This window comes from Aeromonas sp. Y293-4 (assembly GCF_027705905.1).
Lineage (GTDB): Bacteria > Pseudomonadota > Gammaproteobacteria > Enterobacterales > Aeromonadaceae > Aeromonas > Aeromonas veronii.
The window spans coordinates 55,415-72,499 of sequence record NZ_JAPDCI010000018.1 but is presented as its reverse complement, the minus strand read 5'-3'; the positions used below and the strand labels follow the sequence as shown (position 1 = coordinate 72,499).

General features: G+C 58.4%; 16 protein-coding genes. 9 read left to right on the top strand and 7 right to left on the bottom strand.

Annotated features, from left to right (window positions below; translation table 11 throughout):
• Window positions 1-336 precede the first annotated feature (336 nt).
• On the bottom strand, window positions 337-2,517 hold the full coding sequence (pta, locus tag OKC31_RS17925; RefSeq protein ID WP_005339119.1) for a phosphate acetyltransferase: 2,181 nt from the start codon (window positions 2,515-2,517) through the stop codon (window positions 337-339).
• Between the two features lie 54 nt (window positions 2,518-2,571).
• Entirely contained in the window at window positions 2,572-3,774 is a 1,203-nt protein-coding gene (locus tag OKC31_RS17920; protein ID WP_005349210.1) for an acetate kinase, read from the bottom strand.
• A 304-nt stretch (window positions 3,775-4,078) separates the two neighbouring features.
• Between OKC31_RS17920 and yfbV the strand changes: the two genes are divergently transcribed.
• A complete protein-coding gene (gene yfbV, locus OKC31_RS17915; RefSeq protein ID WP_005339116.1) occupies window positions 4,079-4,519 on the top strand; it encodes a terminus macrodomain insulation protein YfbV in 441 nt (146 codons plus the stop codon).
• A 59-nt stretch (window positions 4,520-4,578) separates the two neighbouring features.
• Here the strand turns inward: yfbV and OKC31_RS17910 are convergent, their stop codons facing one another.
• The 3 genes from OKC31_RS17910 to OKC31_RS17900 all read right to left on the bottom strand — a co-directional run bounded on the left by OKC31_RS17910 (window position 4,579) and on the right by OKC31_RS17900 (window position 6,265).
• Entirely contained in the window at window positions 4,579-5,079 is a 501-nt protein-coding gene (locus OKC31_RS17910; protein ID WP_019446223.1) for a YfbU family protein, read from the bottom strand.
• A 163-nt stretch (window positions 5,080-5,242) separates the two neighbouring features.
• Window positions 5,243-5,707 carry a thioredoxin-dependent thiol peroxidase gene (gene bcp / locus OKC31_RS17905; RefSeq protein ID WP_005358255.1) on the bottom strand — a complete coding sequence of 155 codons (465 nt, stop codon included), beginning with the start codon at window positions 5,705-5,707 and terminating at the stop codon, window positions 5,243-5,245.
• Between the two features lie 24 nt (window positions 5,708-5,731).
• The gene (locus OKC31_RS17900; RefSeq protein ID WP_005349229.1) at window positions 5,732-6,265 is read right to left on the bottom strand and encodes a glycine cleavage system protein R; all 534 of its coding nucleotides are present in this window, start codon (window positions 6,263-6,265) and stop codon (window positions 5,732-5,734) included.
• Window positions 6,266-6,470: 205 nt separating this feature from the next.
• On the opposite strand from OKC31_RS17900, the gene dapA reads away from it, so the two are divergent.
• From dapA to OKC31_RS17885, 3 genes are all read left to right on the top strand, one after another.
• Window positions 6,471-7,358, top strand: a complete 888-nt coding sequence (gene dapA, locus OKC31_RS17895; RefSeq protein ID WP_005349232.1) for a 4-hydroxy-tetrahydrodipicolinate synthase — start codon at window positions 6,471-6,473, stop codon at window positions 7,356-7,358.
• Window positions 7,351-8,478 carry an outer membrane protein assembly factor BamC gene (gene bamC, locus OKC31_RS17890; protein ID WP_005349235.1) on the top strand — a complete coding sequence of 376 codons (1,128 nt, stop codon included), beginning with the start codon at window positions 7,351-7,353 and terminating at the stop codon, window positions 8,476-8,478. The genes dapA and bamC overlap by 8 nt, the downstream gene beginning before the upstream one ends.
• 168 nt (window positions 8,479-8,646) lie before the next feature.
• The gene (locus tag OKC31_RS17885; protein WP_040065098.1) at window positions 8,647-9,750 is read left to right on the top strand and encodes a phosphoribosylaminoimidazolesuccinocarboxamide synthase; all 1,104 of its coding nucleotides are present in this window, start codon (window positions 8,647-8,649) and stop codon (window positions 9,748-9,750) included.
• Window positions 9,751-9,878: 128 nt separating this feature from the next.
• Here OKC31_RS17885 and OKC31_RS17880 read toward each other — a convergent pair whose 3' ends face one another.
• A complete protein-coding gene (locus tag OKC31_RS17880; RefSeq protein WP_247823947.1) occupies window positions 9,879-10,481 on the bottom strand; it encodes a short chain dehydrogenase in 603 nt (200 codons plus the stop codon).
• Window positions 10,482-10,578: 97 nt separating this feature from the next.
• Here OKC31_RS17880 and OKC31_RS17875 point away from each other — a divergent pair, with 97 nt between their 5' ends.
• The 4 genes from OKC31_RS17875 (at window position 10,579) to OKC31_RS17860 (ending at window position 13,500) form a co-directional block, all read left to right on the top strand.
• Window positions 10,579-11,478 carry a LysR family transcriptional regulator gene (locus OKC31_RS17875; protein WP_247824170.1) on the top strand — a complete coding sequence of 300 codons (900 nt, stop codon included), beginning with the start codon at window positions 10,579-10,581 and terminating at the stop codon, window positions 11,476-11,478.
• 71 nt (window positions 11,479-11,549) lie between these two features.
• Entirely contained in the window at window positions 11,550-12,191 is a 642-nt protein-coding gene (locus tag OKC31_RS17870) for a DUF2057 domain-containing protein (protein ID WP_247823948.1), read from the top strand.
• A gap of 74 nt (window positions 12,192-12,265) precedes the next feature.
• Entirely contained in the window at window positions 12,266-12,712 is a 447-nt protein-coding gene (locus tag OKC31_RS17865) for an HIT domain-containing protein (protein ID WP_005358267.1), read from the top strand.
• An 89-nt stretch (window positions 12,713-12,801) separates the two neighbouring features.
• Window positions 12,802-13,500, top strand: coding sequence for a DUF3334 family protein (locus tag OKC31_RS17860; RefSeq protein WP_021231953.1), 699 nt, complete (start codon window positions 12,802-12,804; stop codon window positions 13,498-13,500).
• A gap of 67 nt (window positions 13,501-13,567) precedes the next feature.
• Here the strand turns inward: OKC31_RS17860 and OKC31_RS17855 are convergent, their stop codons facing one another.
• Window positions 13,568-14,566 (bottom strand): DUF2860 family protein, encoded by a 999-nt coding sequence (locus tag OKC31_RS17855; protein ID WP_247823949.1) that lies wholly within the window; start codon window positions 14,564-14,566, stop codon window positions 13,568-13,570.
• Between the two features lie 206 nt (window positions 14,567-14,772).
• Here OKC31_RS17855 and arcB point away from each other — a divergent pair, with 206 nt between their 5' ends.
• On the top strand, window positions 14,773-17,085 hold the full coding sequence (gene arcB / locus OKC31_RS17850; RefSeq protein WP_019446215.1) for an aerobic respiration two-component sensor histidine kinase ArcB: 2,313 nt from the start codon (window positions 14,773-14,775) through the stop codon (window positions 17,083-17,085).

Here is a 17,085-nt window from a genome sequence, read left to right as displayed (position 1 = left end):
GATGAATAGCGTATCGAACGGGTCTTTTTCACTGCTATTTCTAACAGGTCAAATTTTCATGCCGATGGTGGCGGATTTGCTATAAGCGCTTCGCTATGAATGCCCTCATATATCCAAGCGTATGATCTTGAATCTATTTTAGATGCATCTTTAAGGTGGCGGGCACGCTTTCCCGCAGAGCTACGCTCGAGACATTTCTGGCACATCACATGGCATTATTCTGCATAACACTGCGCTGATAGGATGTTTCACTGGTATTCAAAAGAGAACTAATAAAAAAGGCTGCTCACCTGGGGTGAGCAGCCTTTGTGATCGGTTTTTTCAGACTAAAGCTGATTAGGCTTGTTCGTCAGCCTGGGCAGCCTGGATACCGGTCAGGGCGATGGTGTAGACGATGTCGTCAACCAGGGCGCCACGGGAGAGGTCGTTGACCGGCTTGCGCATGCCTTGCAGCATGGGGCCGATGGAGACCAGGTCAGCGGAACGCTGCACCGCTTTGTAAGTGGTGTTACCTGTGTTCAGGTCAGGGAAGACGAACACGGTGGCTTTACCTGCAACCGGTGAGTTCGGTGCCTTGGACTTGGCCACGTTCTCCATGATGGCCGCGTCGTACTGCAGGGGGCCGTCGATGATGAGGTCGGGGCGCTTGGCCTTGGCCAGCTCGGTCGCTTCACGCACTTTCTCTACATCGGCACCGGCGCCAGAGGTACCGGTGGAGTAGGAGATCATGGCGACGCGCGGCTCGATGCCGAACGCGGCAGCAGAGTCGGCGGACTGTATGGCGATCTCGGCCAGCTGCTCGGCAGTCGGATCCGGGTTGATCGCGCAGTCACCGTAGACCAGCACCTGGTCAGGCAGCAGCATGAAGAAGATGGAGGAGATCAGGGAAGAGCCCGGAGCGGTCTTGATGATCTGCATCGGCGGACGGATGGTGTTGGCAGTGGTGTGCACTGCGCCGGATACCAGGCCGTCAACTTCATTGCGCTCCAGCATCATGGTACCCAGTACCACGTTGTCTTCCAGCTGCTCGCGAGCAACCACTTCGGTCATGCCCTTGTTCTTGCGCAGCTCGACCAGACGCGGCACATAGCGCTCGCGCACAACGGCCGGATCGATGATCTCGACGCGATCGGTCAGTACCACACCCTGCTGTTCGGCAACGCGACGGATCTCTTCCGGGTTACCCAGCAGCACCGGACGGGCAATGCCACGCTCGGCACAGATGGCGGCAGCCTTGATGGTGCGCGGCTCGTCGCCTTCCGGCAGCACGACACGCTTGTTGGCCTGACGGGCCAGCTCGGTCAGCTGATAACGGAATGCCGGCGGGCTCAGACGACGGGAACGGGTAGAGCTGACGGTCAGTGACTCGATCCAGTGCTTGTCGATGTGGCCAGCGACGTAGTCCTGTACCAGCTCGATACGCTCGCGGTCATCTTCCGGAATATCGACGTTGAAGTTCTGCAGGCTGACGGCGGTCTGCCAGGTGTTGGTACCGGTCATCATGATCGGCAGGCCGGTGGCCATGGCCTGTTGGCACAGCGCCATGACCTGCGGCTCCGGATGATAGTTACCGGTCAGCAGCAGGGCGCCCAGCTTGACGCCGTTCATGGCGGAGAGGCAGGCAGAGACGATAACGTCAGAGCGGTCGCCGGAGGTGACCAGCAGGCTGCCCGGACGGAAGTGCTCAACCATGTTGTGGATGGAGCGGGCGCAGAAGGTCACGGTCTGCAGGCGGCGGCTGTCCAGCTCACCCTTGTGCAGGATCTTGGCGGCCAGATGCTTGGCAAGATCCTTGGCGCGCGGGGCGATCAGCTGGGTGTTCCAGGGGATGCAACCCAGGATGCGCAGCGGGCTCTTGCCGAACACTTGCAGCACTTCCAGGTTGTGAGCCGCGTCAGAAGCGTGGTGATGGGCTTCGAACATCTCGGTCAGGTCAGGGCGGGTTACGCCATGCTCGTCAACCGGCGCGCCAACCTTGTTGATCACGCAACCAACGATGCGGGGGTTGTTGACACCACCGAAGTTGGAGCAGGCCAGCTCGATGCGCTCTTTCAGTTTCTGGCTGGAGTCATGGCCCGGGTGGGTCACGAATACCATGTCAGCATCCAGCGCCTTGGCGACGTCGTAGTTCAGCTTGTTGGCAAAGGGCTGCTTGTCGGTCGGCACCATACCTTCGACAACCAGCACTTCGGCACCACTGGATTTCACGTGCTCTTCGAAGCGGGCAACGATCTCTTCCAGCAGGATATCGGTGTTGCTGGAGCTGATCATGTTCTCGGCGTAGGAGAGGGTGAAGGGCTCGGGCGGATTGATGTTGGCAGCAGCCCGGATAACGGCGGTTGAGCGCTCGGCACCGGTTTCACCCGGACGCGGCTGGGCAACCGGTTTGAAGAAGCTGACATTGACACCGTGACGCTCCATGGCGCGAACAACGCCCAGACTCACGGAAGTTACGCCGACACCAGTGCCGACCGGGATAAGCATAATAGTGCGTGCCACTTTATACCCCTTGTTCATTTTTTGGGATCAGGAAAAGGCCGCCCTGTGGGCGGCCTCGAGTTACTGCGTCAATTAAGCGCCGACCAGTTCCAGCGCGTCGTGGGCGATAACCCACTCTTCGTTGGTCGGGATAACCAGGGCCTTGGTAGAGCCAGCCTTGGTGATCTCGCCACCCTTGCCGAAACGAGCCTTCAGGTTGGCGTCGTGATCAACGTCAAAGCCCAGCAGACCCAGCTTGTTCAGGGTGATTTCACGGATCGGGGCGGAGTTTTCACCGATACCACCGGTGAAAACAACGGCGTCCAGACGACCGTCCATGGCGGCAGCGTAGGCGCCGATGTACTTGGCCAGGCGATAGCAGTAAACGTCCATAGCACGCTTGGCTTCTTCTTTGCTGTCGTAGTTGTCTTCAACGAAACGGCAGTCGGAGGTCACTTCGGTCAGACCCTGCAGGCCGGACTCTTTGGTCAACATGGTGTTGATATCGGCCACGCTCATGCCCAGCTTGTCGTGCAGGAAGAAGATGATGGCCGGGTCCAGATCACCGGAACGGGTACCCATCACCAGACCTTCCAGCGGAGTCAGGCCCATGGAGGTATCAACGGATTTGCCGTTCTTGATGGCGCAGACGGAACCGCCGTTGCCCAGGTGGCAGTTGATGATGTTCAGCTCTTCAACTGGCTTGTTCAGCTGCTTGGCAGCTTCCAGGCTGATGTAGTAGTGGCTGGTGCCGTGAGCGCCGTAGCGACGGATGCCGTTCTCTTTGTAGAGCTTGTACGGCAGGGCGTACAGGAAGGCTTCTTCCGGCATGGTCTGGTGGAACGCGGTATCGAATACGGCCACGTTCTTGTCAGCCAGCGCCGGGAATACGCGGCGAGCTTCACGGATACCGATCAGGTGAGCCGGGTTGTGCAGCGGTGCGTACGGAACAGCCGCTTCGATGCCGGCAATCACATCTTCGCAGATGACAACGGAAGAGGTGAAGCGCTCACCGCCGTGAACAACACGGTGACCGATGGCGATCAGGTTCTTGGACAGTTCCGGATTGAGCGGCAGGATCTTGTTGACGATGAAGTCCAGCGCTTCCTGGTGAGCGGCACCCGCGCCCAGATCGGCACTGCCTTTCTCGCCATTCAGTTTCCACTTGATGCGGGCGTCGTCGAGGTTGAAGCACTCGGCCAGGCCGGACAGCAGGTCATCACCGGTGGTTGCGTCAATGACGGCAAACTTCAGGGAAGAGCTGCCACAGTTAAGAACAAGAACCAGCTTACTCATGAATAAATCCTATCGCAGATTGGGTTGTGTAGGCGGATGCGTTGGACGCGGTGCGGCCAAAAACTTTCAACTTATCCTTATGAGGGTTGGCAATCTGTTGCTTGCCCCTTGTATAGTGATACAAGACCCGAAATCCAGACGTCCCTGACAGGTCAATAGCAAGAAGCTTTTGACGCAAAAATGGGCGTACAAAGGATAACCCGATTGTTGAAAAATAACAAAGTCATCCTCAACCTTTGTTACTTTGCATCAAATTTTGTCGAGGTTTTGCCGTTAGTACGTTCAAAAAGCGCTCGGAGGTAGTATGAGCATGAACATTTTTGGAACTAAGTTACAGCAAGGCCGCCATTATATGACGCTTTGGCCGCGCCGTCCCGAGCTCAATTCGATGTTTCCTGAAAATCGGGTGATCAAGGCGACCGAGTTCGCCCTCAAGGTGATCCCCGCGCTGGCGGTGCTGAGCGTGATGCTGCAGTTCCAGTTTGGCGAGCTGCACTACTGGCCTTCCGTCATCACTTCCGTGCTGTTTCTGCTCAGTTTGCCGCTGCAGGGTTACTACTGGCTCGGTCAGCGGGCCGACACCCGTTTGCCCCCGTCGCTGGCGAGCTGGTATCGGGAGATCAACGGCAAGATGAACGAACAGGGTGGCCGTCGTCAGCTGGTGTCTCAGCCGCGCTATGAAGAGCTGGCCGATACCCTCAAGGCCGCCTTCCAGCAGCTCGATAAATCCTTTCTCTACGAATAACTCGTTTCAGATGCAAAAAGGCGCCAGTGGCGCCTTTTTTGTTGCGGTCGGTGTGCGGATCACGCTGCCAGTACCTTGCGGATCTCCTGGATGGAGAGCTTGTACTGACGAGGGCACTGACGCCATACAGTTAGCATCCGCTGGTATTTGTCGCGCATGGCGATGTCGCTGGAGAGCTCGTCGCACGGGCATTTGAGCTCGGGGAAGCGCTTGTCCACCTCCAGCAGGAAGCAGACGTAGTCGGCCAGCTCACGCTCCTGGCTGCGGCTGTAGCCGTTGAACTCCAGCCGGCTGGCGTTGATCTCGCCCTGATCGGCGGCATCCAGATTGCCCCATGAGATGGCCAGTGCGTGGTGCAGCTCCAGGGTGTCGATCACCTCCTGGCAGGTAGCCAGATCCAGATGGCCGAAGCTCTTCTCCAACTCGAGGATCTGCAGGCAGTAGCCGCGCTCGATGATGGTGCTGGCGCGCTGGTAGACGTCCGCTTTCTCCGGATTGAGTTTCGCCAGAATTTCGTACTGGTTGCTCAGGATCAAACGTTCAGTGTTGCTCATGTTCATGGGATATCTCGCTGGAAGATGATTCTGGGGTCACGTTAACCCATATATAAAATGAATTTTTTGATCTGGGCGGGGGAGTTAGTGAGAAAAATCCGCTGGCAAGGGGCGGCTGGCCAGATAAAAAAGGCCTGCATGGCAGGCCTTTCAATGACGCAGGGGAGGGTTATCCCTTGAGGAAATCCAGTACCACCTGATGGTGATCGCTGGTTTTGAACTTGTCGAAGTGGTGGGCAATCTTGCCCTCTTCATCGATCAGGAAGCTCTGGCGGTGAATGCCGTCATACTCCTTTCCCATGAACTTCTTCGGGCCCCAGACGCCAAAGGCATCGGCGACGGCGTGGTCTTCATCAGCCAGCAGGGTGAAGTTGAGTTGGTCCCGCTCTTCGAACTTTTTCAGCCGTTTGGCCGGATCCGGGCTGATGCCAAGCACCACCACATTGAGGGCGGCCAGCTCGGCGTTCACATCGCGCAGGCTGCAGGCCTGGGTGGTGCAGCCGGGGGTCATCGCCTTGGGGTAGAAATAGACCAGCACCTTCTTGCCGCGCAGGCCAGCGAGGCTGACCTGATTGCCATTCTGGTCGGGCAGGGAGAAATCGGGGGCGGGGCTGCCAGCTTGTAGTGGTTGCATGGGGTCTCCTCGGGTAAAACGCCCTCAGGCGTGTTTGCGATTGACGATAAACTCGAACGATTCGGCACCCAGTTGACGACAGAATTCGGCGAAGGCGGTTTGCGAACCTTCCACTTCACCCTCTCTGGCCAGATTGAGCTGAAAACTGATCTTCAGCAGGTTGAACGGCTGCTGCTCCAGGGTCATGGATTGCATCGCCTGAATGTTCCAGCCATGTTCGCTGAAGAACTGGGTGCACTGGCTTACGATGCCGGGCTCGTCGCGGATCAACAGGTCGGCACTGGCGCGGACGTCATACTGCAGGGACTGGTGGCGTTCGGTGCGTTTCATCATGGTGATGAGATCCCACTCCTGGCTACGCAGGGGCAGGCTGATTTCGAGTTGCATCATGCTGTTCCAGTCGCCCGAGAGCAGCATGATAAAGGTAAATTCATTGCCGAAGATGCCAAGGCGGCTGTCCACAATGTTGCAACCACAGCCACTGACGTGGCGGGTCACTTCATTGACGATGCCAGGCCTGTCCGTGCCGATGGCCGTTACGACCAGGTAGTGAGTCATAAATCTTCTCTCGTCCGTTATTTCGTTGCGAAAGCCGCGCTGGCAAGTCAACCCTCCGGCCCTGATGACCACTCCCTGAGGGACGCTGCCGACTTTCGTCCATTACTTTTTGTTCCGGATGGTATCACGGCTTGCCCCCTCTCTCCCTTGTTTTTCAAAGGGGTCAGCTTTACCATTACGCCCCTGAAAATCGGGAGAAAAGTCCATGTTACGCGGTAGTATTGTTGCGCTCGTTACCCCCATGCTGGCTTCAGGTGAAGTCGATTGGGCCAGTCTTGCCAAACTGGTCGACTATCATGTCAGCGCCGGGACCAGTGCCATTGTTGCGGTGGGTACCACAGGGGAATCGGTGACCCTGAGCGAGCAGGAGCATATCGCCGTCGTTGAAAAGACCGTTGAGTATGCCGCCGGACGCATTCCCGTCATCGCCGGTTGCGGCTCCAACAATACTGCCCATGCCATTGAATTGGCAAAGCGACTGGCCAAAACCGGCGTGGTGGCGGGTCTCTCGGTGACTCCTTACTACAACAAGCCCACTCAGGAAGGTCTCTATCGCCACTATTGTGCGATCGCCGAGGCTAGTGGTCTGCCCCAAATTCTTTATAATGTGCCCGGTCGCACCTGTTGCGATCTCAAACCGGAGACCGTGGCCCGTCTGGCCAAGGTTCCCGGCATTATCGGTTTGAAAGAGGCAACCGGCGATTTGAGCCGCACCCCGCTGCTGCGCGAGCTGTGCGGGCCGGAGTTTGCTCTCTACAGTGGCGACGATGCCACTGGTTGTGATTTTATGCTGCAAGGTGGCGATGGCGTGATTTCGGTCACCACCAATATTGCAGCGGCCCAGATGGCCGACATGTGTCGTGCTGCGCTGGCCGGTGATGCCGGGCAGGCGCATGACATCAACAATCTCTTGATGCCGTTGCACAAGACTCTGTTCTGCGAACCGAGCCCCACCCCGGTGAAATGGGCCTGTGCCCAACTGGGGTTGATTGCAACAGCCACCTTGCGCCTGCCGCTGGTTGACCTCACCCCCGAGGGCGAACAGCTGATGGCGCGAGCACTGACCACAGCGGAGTTGATGGCGAGTGTTTAAATCTAATGGAAAGGGAAATAGAGCCCGTCTGGTGCTGAGCGTTGCGACTGTGGCCGTCTTGGCCGGTTGCAGCACCCCCCAGGATCGCAAAATGGCCAACCGCGACTTCGGTTATGAAGATGCCCGCCTCGAGGGCCGCGCGTTCTTGATCCCCGCAGGATTGAGTGCCCCCACCTTCAACAGCCAGTACGACATCCCGCCGCTTCCCGAGAGCAGCCGTGAAGGTGCCCTCGGCGCCCAGGTCGATGTGCGCCCACCCGCCCAGCTGCTGACCGTGGTACCGGGCAGCCAGGTGGTGCAGAGCGCTACCGAACCGACCGTTGCCTTCTATGCCCTGAGCACCAGCCAGAGCGTGGAGCGCGATACCTGGTCGTTCCTGATGAATTTCCTGGCCAAGTACAAGGTCACCACCGAGAAGCTGGATCAGCAGGATGGCGTATTGCAGACCGGCTGGTTTGACAACACAGTCGCCCTCGATGGCTGGGGTGAAGATGACGAAGACTTCAAAATCCGTCAGCGTTACCAGTTCACCGTGCGCAACGACGCCCAGCGCCACGCCGTCAACATGTCGGTCCGGGTGCTGGATCACGAAGAGACTATCGACGGCGAGACCAGCAACAAGCTGACCCCTGCCGATGCCCAGCGCTATGCCGCGCGAGTGCTGAACCAGTTCTCTCTCTATTACGACAGCCAGCTGAAAGCCCGCGAGCAGCACAAGTCCAACGATGGCATGGGTCTGCAACTAGGTCTGGACAACAACGAACTGAGCGCCTGGATTGCCGAAGGCTCCTTTGATCAGGTGTGGCGTCGCCTCAACCAGGTACTGCCCGCTTACGGTTTCACCATCAAGGATACCCAGCAGTCACTGGGCTGGATCGACGTTGAATACGAAGAGCCGGGCGCCGAGTTCTGGAAGGCGAAAGGGAGCGAGCCGTTCAAACTGGAGGAGGAGAAATACCGCTTCCAGCTTGGCGAAATGGCGGGAGGCAAGACCTCCATCACCCTGTTCGACAAGGACAAGAAGCCGGTATCGTCCGGGGTTATCTCCCAGATGTATATCAGCCTGTCCGAGGCGTTCGCCAAGGGGCTGGCCGATCAGGCAGCAGCAAAAGCAGAATAAATACAGGGGCCTTGTGCCCCTGTTTTGTTATCAAAATCCCCCTGAAAACGCGGGGATTCCGAGCGGTTTTCGATGATGCGAGCCCCCTTGTCAGCATGCTTGCAAACAGAGCGCGCAGGTGAGGGACTCGCGATGTTTACCCCCCACAAACAGGAAGTGTTATTAGCCATGAGTCTTGCAGATCAAGTATTGGCGGTGAATGACGATTTGCCGATCCGTACCGATAAACCTGTCCATTCCGGCAAAGTGCGCAGCGTCTACTGGTTGACCCCCGAAGACAGTGCCCGGCTCATAAAAGAGAAAGGCTATGATGTGCCGGCCGATGCGCCCCTCGCCCTCATGGTGATCAGCGATCGCATCTCGGCCTTCGATTGCATCTGGCAAGGTGTGGATGGCCTGAATGGCGTACCGGGCAAAGGGGCTGCGCTCAACGCCATCTCCAGCCACTGGTTCAAGCTGTTCAAGGAGAAGGGGCTGGCCGACAGCCACATTCTGGATATTCCGCACCCCTTCGTCTGGATTGTGCAAAAAGCCCGTCCGGTAATGATCGAGGCGATTGCCCGCCAGTACATCACCGGCTCCATGTGGCGTGCCTACAAGGATGGCGAGCGCGAGTTCTGCGGCATCACCCTGCCGGAAGGGCTGAAAAAGGATCAGAAACTGCCGGAGATCCTCATCACTCCCTCCACCAAGGGCGTGCTGAAAGGGCTGGATGGCGTGCCGGAAGCCGATGACGTCAACGTTTCCCGTGCCGATATCGAGCGCCACTACAAGGGTTTCAACTTCAGCAAACCGGCCGACATCGACCGCTACGAAGTGCTGCTCAAAGAGGGCTTCAACGTCATTAGCGACGCGCTGGCCGGGCTGGATCAGATCTTCGTCGATACCAAGTTCGAGTTTGGTTACGTCCACGATGCCGCCGGCAACGAGAAGCTGATCTATATGGACGAAGTGGGCACCCCCGACAGCTCCCGTATCTGGGATGGCGCGGCCCTGCGCGACGGTCAGATCGTCGAGAAGTCGAAAGAGGGTTTCCGTCAGTGGCTGCTCAACCACTTCCCGGATCCGGACATCCTGCTCAACAAGAACCGCATGCCGGAACGTTTCGCCCTGGCCCGCGACAACAAGCTGCCGACCGAAGTGATGATGGATATCTCCAACACCTATGTCGGGATCGCCGAGAAGATCATCGGCCACAAGCTGGCGCGTTCTGCCAATCCCAAGCAGGAGATCATCGAGGTGCTGCGCGATCAGTACGGTCTGATCGACTAAGGGTTGCTCTCTTTTTTTGTCGCCTAGAAACAAACGTTTGCTGGCGGCGAAGGAGAGAGGCAGATAAACAGACGGGCCCCGCTATGGGGCCCGTTTTTATTGCTGGTCTGGCGGCAAGCGAGCTGCGCTCAACCGTTGACCCTGAACACCTGACCGGTCTGGATGCCCAACACCGACTTCTTGTAAGCCTGCGCCACCTTGGCGGCGGGCACCGGCACGAACCCCGGGAAGAAGTCGGCGTATTTGTCCATCGACTCCGCCAGCACGGTCGGGCTTACCACGTTGATGCGAATGCCCCTTGGCAGCTCGCAGGCGGCCGCTTTCACAAAGTGATCGATAGCGCCGTTGACGGTGCTGGCGCTCACGCCCCAGTTGATCGGCTCCTCGCTCAGAATACCGCTGATCAAAGTGATGGAACCCTTGTCAGTCAGATAGGGAATGGCGGCTCGGGTCAGGTTGATCTGGCCCATCAGCTTGCTCTGAAGCCCCACCTGCCACTGCTCGTCGGTCATCTCGGTCAGGCCGTTGAAGGCCACACTGCCGCTGGCGACGACCAGCGCATCAAACTGGCCAACTTGGGCAAACAGCGCCTTGATGGAGGCGAGATCGCGCATATCGACCGTGGCATCACCACGGCTGTGGCCGACCCGGATCACCTGATGATCTTTGGCAAGCAGTTCACTGACCGCGGAGCCGACGGTGCCGGAGGCACCCACAATCACAATTTTCATCTGCATCACTCCTGGTTGGGATGTGTTGATTCTAGCGCAACAGAAAATGCGAAAAAGCGCGTAAAATAAACCCATTGTTTCCATATTGGAGCTAATGATGGATATCGCCCATCTGGCCAGCTTTTATGAGGTGGTGCTGCGCGGCAGTTTCTCGGCTGCTGCCGATACGCTGGGGGTCAGCAAGGGGATGCTGAGCCGCCACGTTAGCGCGCTGGAGTCCTCCCTCAATGCACAACTGTTGCAGCGCTCCACCCGCCGCCTCAGTCTGACCGAGGCGGGCAAGACCCTCTACCAGCAGGCAGGGGAGATCTTCGCGCTGGCTCGGCAGGCGGAGCAGGATATTCAGGCGCTGACCGAAGAGGATTGCGGACGACTGCGCTTTACCTGCCCGGTCAGCACCGGCGACCGCATGGTGAGCGAACTGCTGACCAGCTTTGCCGCGCTCTGCCCGGGAGTGGAGGTGGAACTCAGTTTCACCAACCAGATGGTCGACATGAGTCAGGGAGAAAACGACATCGCCCTGCGCGCCATGAGCGAGGTGCCGGACAATCTGGTGGCCCTGCCGCTGGGGCGGCTCAAGGATGTGGTGGTGGCGAGCCCCGCACTGGTGGCGCGCGAGGGGCGTCCTGCCACTCCCTATGAGCTGAGCGGGCGCAGCTGCCTGTTGCAGGGGCACAATCCGGCCTGGGAGCAGTGGCACTTTATCCGTGAGGGGGAAGAGGCCCACATTCTGGTGCAGGGCAAGGTGCGAGCCAACCACTACAGTACCGTGTTGCAATTGGCGCGTGCCGGTATGGGCTATGCCAAGTGCCCGCTGATGCTGGTGGAATCGCAGCTGACGGCAGGAGAGCTGGTGACCGTGCTCGACGAGTGGCAGAGCGGGCTGCATCAGCTCCATGTACTGCATGCCCAGCAGCGGCGGGTGCCGCGCAAGATCAGGCTGTTCAAGCAGGTGCTGGCCCAGTGGTTTGCCGAGCGACCCCACTACCTGCTCTGAGCGGCGTTATTTTTCTGTCATCTTCGGCTGCTACCCTGCGCCCATCATCGGCATCAGGAAGATCCGCGGGAATGAAGAGCAATAGAGGGTTGACCGGGTTTGTGCTGCTCTGTGCAGTGTTGGGGGCTGGCAGTGTGCAGGCCACGGTGGAAGTGAAGGTGCCGGAGAATTTCCGCATCCTCGCGGTGAGCAACGGCACCTTGCAGGATGAGCAGCATGCCACCCTGGCGGATGGCGAGCAGCAACTGCTGGTGCGCTTCGAGGGGGTGATCCCCAGTCGCAGCAGCAGCGAGAATGATCGGCAGGTACGCTCCGAGCCGCAGGTGGTGCGCTATCAGGGCAGCAATCAGCATTTGCAGCTGACGGCCAGCGTACCGGGAGACGAGCGGGGGATGCAGGCCTATGCCAAGGATCCGGTGGTGGCATTGCAGGAGAATGGCCGTGCGCTTGCTATCCAGCAGGATGCGCTGGTGACCAGTGGCATGCTGCTTGGGGTGGACTGGAACGGCAAACTGGCTGATTACAACCGCAGCGGTGGCAAGGCGGCGCTGACGGCCGTCGCTGTGACTACACAACCAACGGCTACGCTATCCGGTGGGGCGCAACCCGTTGTGGCTGCCAGCGAGCTGGAAGGGCAGTTGCAGCAGCTGTTCCTCCAGGCCGATCCTGCCCTGCGCAAGCGCTTTATCGGTTGGGCCGTGCCACAGCTTTAAGTTTTCTGCCCGTTGCAGTAACGTGGACACTCCTTTTTTCAGGCGCTCTGTTCATCGTACTCAACGAGGTTTTCATGTTTGAATTGCATTCACGCCTGCAGGCAGATACTCGGTGGCTCGGGGATCTGCCCCTCTGCCGTGTCTTGCTGGCAAAAGACAGCCAGTATCCCTGGCTGATCCTGGTACCGCGAGTAGCCAACCTGCGGGAAATTCACCATCTGGCGCCGGAGCAGCAGCAACAGCTGATGCAGGAGTCCTGCGCCGTCGCCGCCCTGATGGAGCAGGCCCTCAGCCCGGACAAGATCAACATCGGAGCGCTGGGCAATCTGGTGCCGCAACTCCATCTTCACCATGTCGCCCGCTTTGCGACGGATCGCGCCTGGCCAGGCCCCATCTGGGGTGCTCATCCGGTCGTGCCTTATGAGCCACAAGTTTTGGCACAGCAGGCCGATATATGGCGTGCCCGGCTCGCCAAGCTGAGCGGTTTCACCCCTGTGGCTGCTGATAACGGAGTCAACTGAGAGGCGTGTCGCTATTTCAGTCTCCGGGCCGCGCCATCTGTTAGAGTTATGGTATAGATAAGCCCATTTTCGATGTTCAGGAAGGTCCCATGATAGTGACAAGATCCGATGACGATGCCGTATTGACCACAGAGGATGTGCTGCTCAGCCTGTGCAACTCGGTGACGGACGTTTTGAGTGCCGCGACCATGAGTCAGGTGCGGTTTTCCGGCATGGTGCAGCGGATCAGCAAGACCTGCCTCAAGCCGGATATCGGCTGTTTCGTACTGTTCGATGGCGGTTTTTCCGGTCTGGTGGTGATCAACTTCTCCGCCGCCGCCGCCATGGAGCTGTACGAGAGCTACATGCTGAGCATGGGGCTCTCCAAGGAGGATCTCGCCATCTCCCACACCTCTGACGAGGTGAGTAACGTGATGGGCGAGCTGATGAACCAGATCGTCGGTAGCTTCACCGTCAAGGTGGGCCGGGATCTGCAGACCCACATCACCCAGAACCAACCGAAGATGCTGGCGCTAAACAAGCAGGTGATGCTGAGCGTCGATACCAATCTCGACAGCCCGGAGTCCCGCCGCGTCACCTTCTTCACCGCCCGCAACAACATCTTCTATCTGGAGCTGGCGATGGACAAAACCGAGTTCATCCGCATCCATAATGAGGGGATGGAGCATGAAGAGCTGGATCCCGATGCGCTGATCGCCCAGGCCAAGCAGGATGCCGCCAAGCCGGTTCAGGCTGCGGCCCCGGTCGCCAACGATCACGACGATCTACTCGACTCCCTGGGTATTTGAGTCAAACGCCGGATAGCAACAAGGCCACCTTCGGGTGGCCTTGTTGTATCGGTGCGCACAACCGTTATTAGAAGTTGTAGAGCAGGCCGGTGTTGAACATCACGGATTCAGAATCGTAGAAGTTGATGTCGGAATCGGACTTGGCATAGCCAGCGGTAAAGGTTGCAGAGAGCGGCGCGATACCGAACAGGCGGTGCCAGAAGAAGGTACCGGTCAGGGCAAACTCGTCGGAGTCGGCGTTGTGGCCAAAGATCGGGTTGGCCTCATCATATTTGGTCTGGCCCAGATAGGCGTTGCTGACGAAAGACCACTGGGAAGCGCGTATGCCGTAGGTCAACTGGAGGCCGTTGCTCTTGTAGCTTTGGGCGCTGCCGTCCAGGTCGGCTTGGCGGTAGATAAAGGCTGGCTCCAGCATCTGACCGGGTGCCAGTTGCCATTTGTAGGAGAGGTCGAGGGCGTGGATCTTGCCGTTGCGATCCAGCTTGGCTGCATAGTTTGTCTGGTTATCCTTATCGTATTGCTGGCCGCTGCGCTCCTCATCCACCTCGATGTTGCGGGTGGTCAGGCTACCATTGAAGTTGCTTCCCCAGATGCTGTCCCAGGCGAAGCGCACCCCTTTTGACTTGATATCGGTCGACTGGCGATCAACGCCTACGGCGAAGGGATCGCTCCACTGCTCGGTCGGCATGGCATTAAAGACCACGGAGCCAGCTACGATGCCCTTGTCGCTCATCTCCTGACGGATACCGAGCTGCTGGGTGAAGTCGAAACGGATGGCATCCTGGATCAGGTTACCGAGGAAGACCTGGGTGCGGGTATCGGCAAAGGTGTAGCGGATATCGGCGTTGAGCAGCGGGGCAACGGCGGAGCTGCTCTCGGCACTGCCCAGTCCGCTCAGACGGCTGTTTTCATCATCACCACTATAAAAATTCGATTCGTAATTGATGACACTGACCCCGCCAAGCAGGAAACCGGACCAGCCAGACTCCTTGGGAATTTCACCCAAATCAGCATAAGCACTATTTGCGACCAGCAGGCCCAAGCCCAGCAGGGTGGTGTTGCGCATCGGATAACTCCTAAATTAAATGGTGGTGAATTTTTTCGGCCGGTGAGTATAAAGAAAAAACCTTAATGGCAACTGACTCAATATTGCCAATTATCCTAACCTACTCATTTCATTCGGCGAATCGTTAATTAATTGTGCGAGATTAAGAAGAGTTCACTCGGTTGTGCTGGTATTCTGTACCGCGAATATCGGGGGAAAACAATAAGATGAAACAGATTAAATCCTGGGCGCAATATTATGTCGATCTGATGACCAAGCTGGGACTGGTGCGCTTCAGCATGTTCCTGGCGGCGGGCATTATCGTGCTGGCGGTCGCCATCCAGATGGGGGTGACCCTGTTCCTGCGCGGCAATATCGATGTGATCGACTTTGTTCGCTCGGTCTTCTTTGGCCTGCTGGTGACCCCCTGGGCGGTCTATTTTCTCTCCATCGTGGTGGATCAGCTGGAGGATTCCCGTCAGCGACTGAGCAGGATGGTGCGCAAGCTGCAAGATATGCGCGAGCGGGATCTGGAGCTCAATACCCAACTGCAGGAGAACATCAGCCGCCTCAACGCCCAGATTGCCGAGACCAACCGGGCCGAGAGCCTGCGTCTGCAGGCCATCGAGGATCTCGAGAATGAGGTGTTCCAGCGAGAGAAAGCCCAGCTTCATCTGGGGGAGCGTACTGCCCTGCTGCGCTCTTTTATCGACTGCTCCCCCGATCTGGTCTACTACCGCAACGAGGATGAGCAGTTTTCCGGTTGCAACCGCGCCATGGAGGAGCTGACCGGCAAGGTGGAGGCCGAGCTGATCGGTCTTACCCCGTTCGATGTCTACAAGCAGGAGATTGCCAACAAGGTGGTGGAGACCGACAAGCAGGTCTTTGCCAGCAACGAGCCGCTCACCTACGAACAGTGGCTGGAGTATCCTGATGGCCGCAAAGCCTACTTCGAGCTGCGCAAGGTGCCCTTCTTCGACCGCTTCGGCAAGCGACTCGGCCTGCTCGGTTTTGGCCGCGACATCACCGAGCGCAAGCAGTATCAGGACAAGCTGGAGAAGGCGAGCCGCGACAAGACTACCTTCATCTCCACCATCAGCCACGAGTTGCGCACCCCGCTCAACGGCATCGTGGGCTTAAGCCGGATGCTGATGGATACTCCCCTCGATCCCAAGCAACAACAGCAGCTCAAGACCATTCACCTGAGTGCGGTGACCCTTGGCAATATCTTCAACGACATCATCGACTTGGACAAACTCGATCGCCGTCGCCTCGAAATTGCACCGACCCGTATCGACCTGCCCGCCTTCCTCGACGAGCTGGAGACCCTGTCGCGCATTCAGGCGGAGCAGAAGGGACTCTATCTCCATTTCGATCGCGATGGCGACATGCCGCAATTCGTGATGGCTGATGGCACCCGCCTGCGTCAGGTGCTGTGGAATCTTGTGGGCAACGCGGTCAAGTTTACCGATGAGGGGGGCGTCACCGTGCGTTGCCTATCCCATCCCGCCGACGAGCCGGGCAAGCTGGCCCTGCACTTCGAGGTGGAGGATACCGGTATCGGCATCCCGCGCGCTCAGCAGGAGAAGATCTTCGCCATGTACTATCAGGTGCAGGGCAAGAAGCACGCCACCGGCACCGGAATTGGCCTCGCGGTCTCCCGTCAGCTGGTGCAGGCGATGGGCGGCCAGCTCTATGTGGACAGCGATCCGGGCGAAGGTTCCTGCTTCACTGCCGAATTGGAAGTGGCTTGCGCCGAGCCTGTGTTGCCAGAGCAGGAGGAAGAGATGCCCTCCCTCGATATCCTGCTGGTGGAGGATGTGGAGCTTAACGTGACGGTGGCCTGCGCCCTGCTGGGCAAGCTGGGTCATCAGGTGCAGGTGGCACGGGACGGCACCCAGGCGTTGGCGATGGCCAACCCGGATGATTTCGACCTCATTTTGCTCGATATCCAGCTGCCGGACATGACCGGCTTCGATGTGGCGAAAACCCTGCTGGAGCGTTATGGCGACAGCCTGCCACCCATGGTGGCGCTCACCGCCAACTCCACCGGCGATCGCCAGTACTACCGGGATCACGGCATGCAGGATGTGATCAACAAGCCGCTTGGCTCCAAAGCGGTGCGGGAGGTGATTGGTCACCTGTTTGCCGATCTGGCCGAGGATGAAGCGGACGAGCAGGCTGATGCGGGCAATCAGGATGCCCTGCTGGATATCCCCTTCCTCACCGATTACGCCGATACCGTGGGCAAGCCGGTGCTGCTCTCCAGCGTCGATCTGTTCGAGAAGATGATGCCGGACTACATGGCAGTGCTCGACTCCAACATGATTGCCAAGGATCAAGCTGGGGTGGTGGAAGAGGCGCACAAGATAAAAGGGGCGGCAGGCTCCATTGGCCTGCGCCGATTGCAGCAGACAGCCCAGCTTATTCAGAGCCCGGATCACCCCGCCTGGTGGGAGAACGTAGAGGACTGGATTGAGACGCTGCGCCGCGAATATCCCGGCGATATCGCCCGTCTGCGGCGTTGGTTGCTGTCTTGA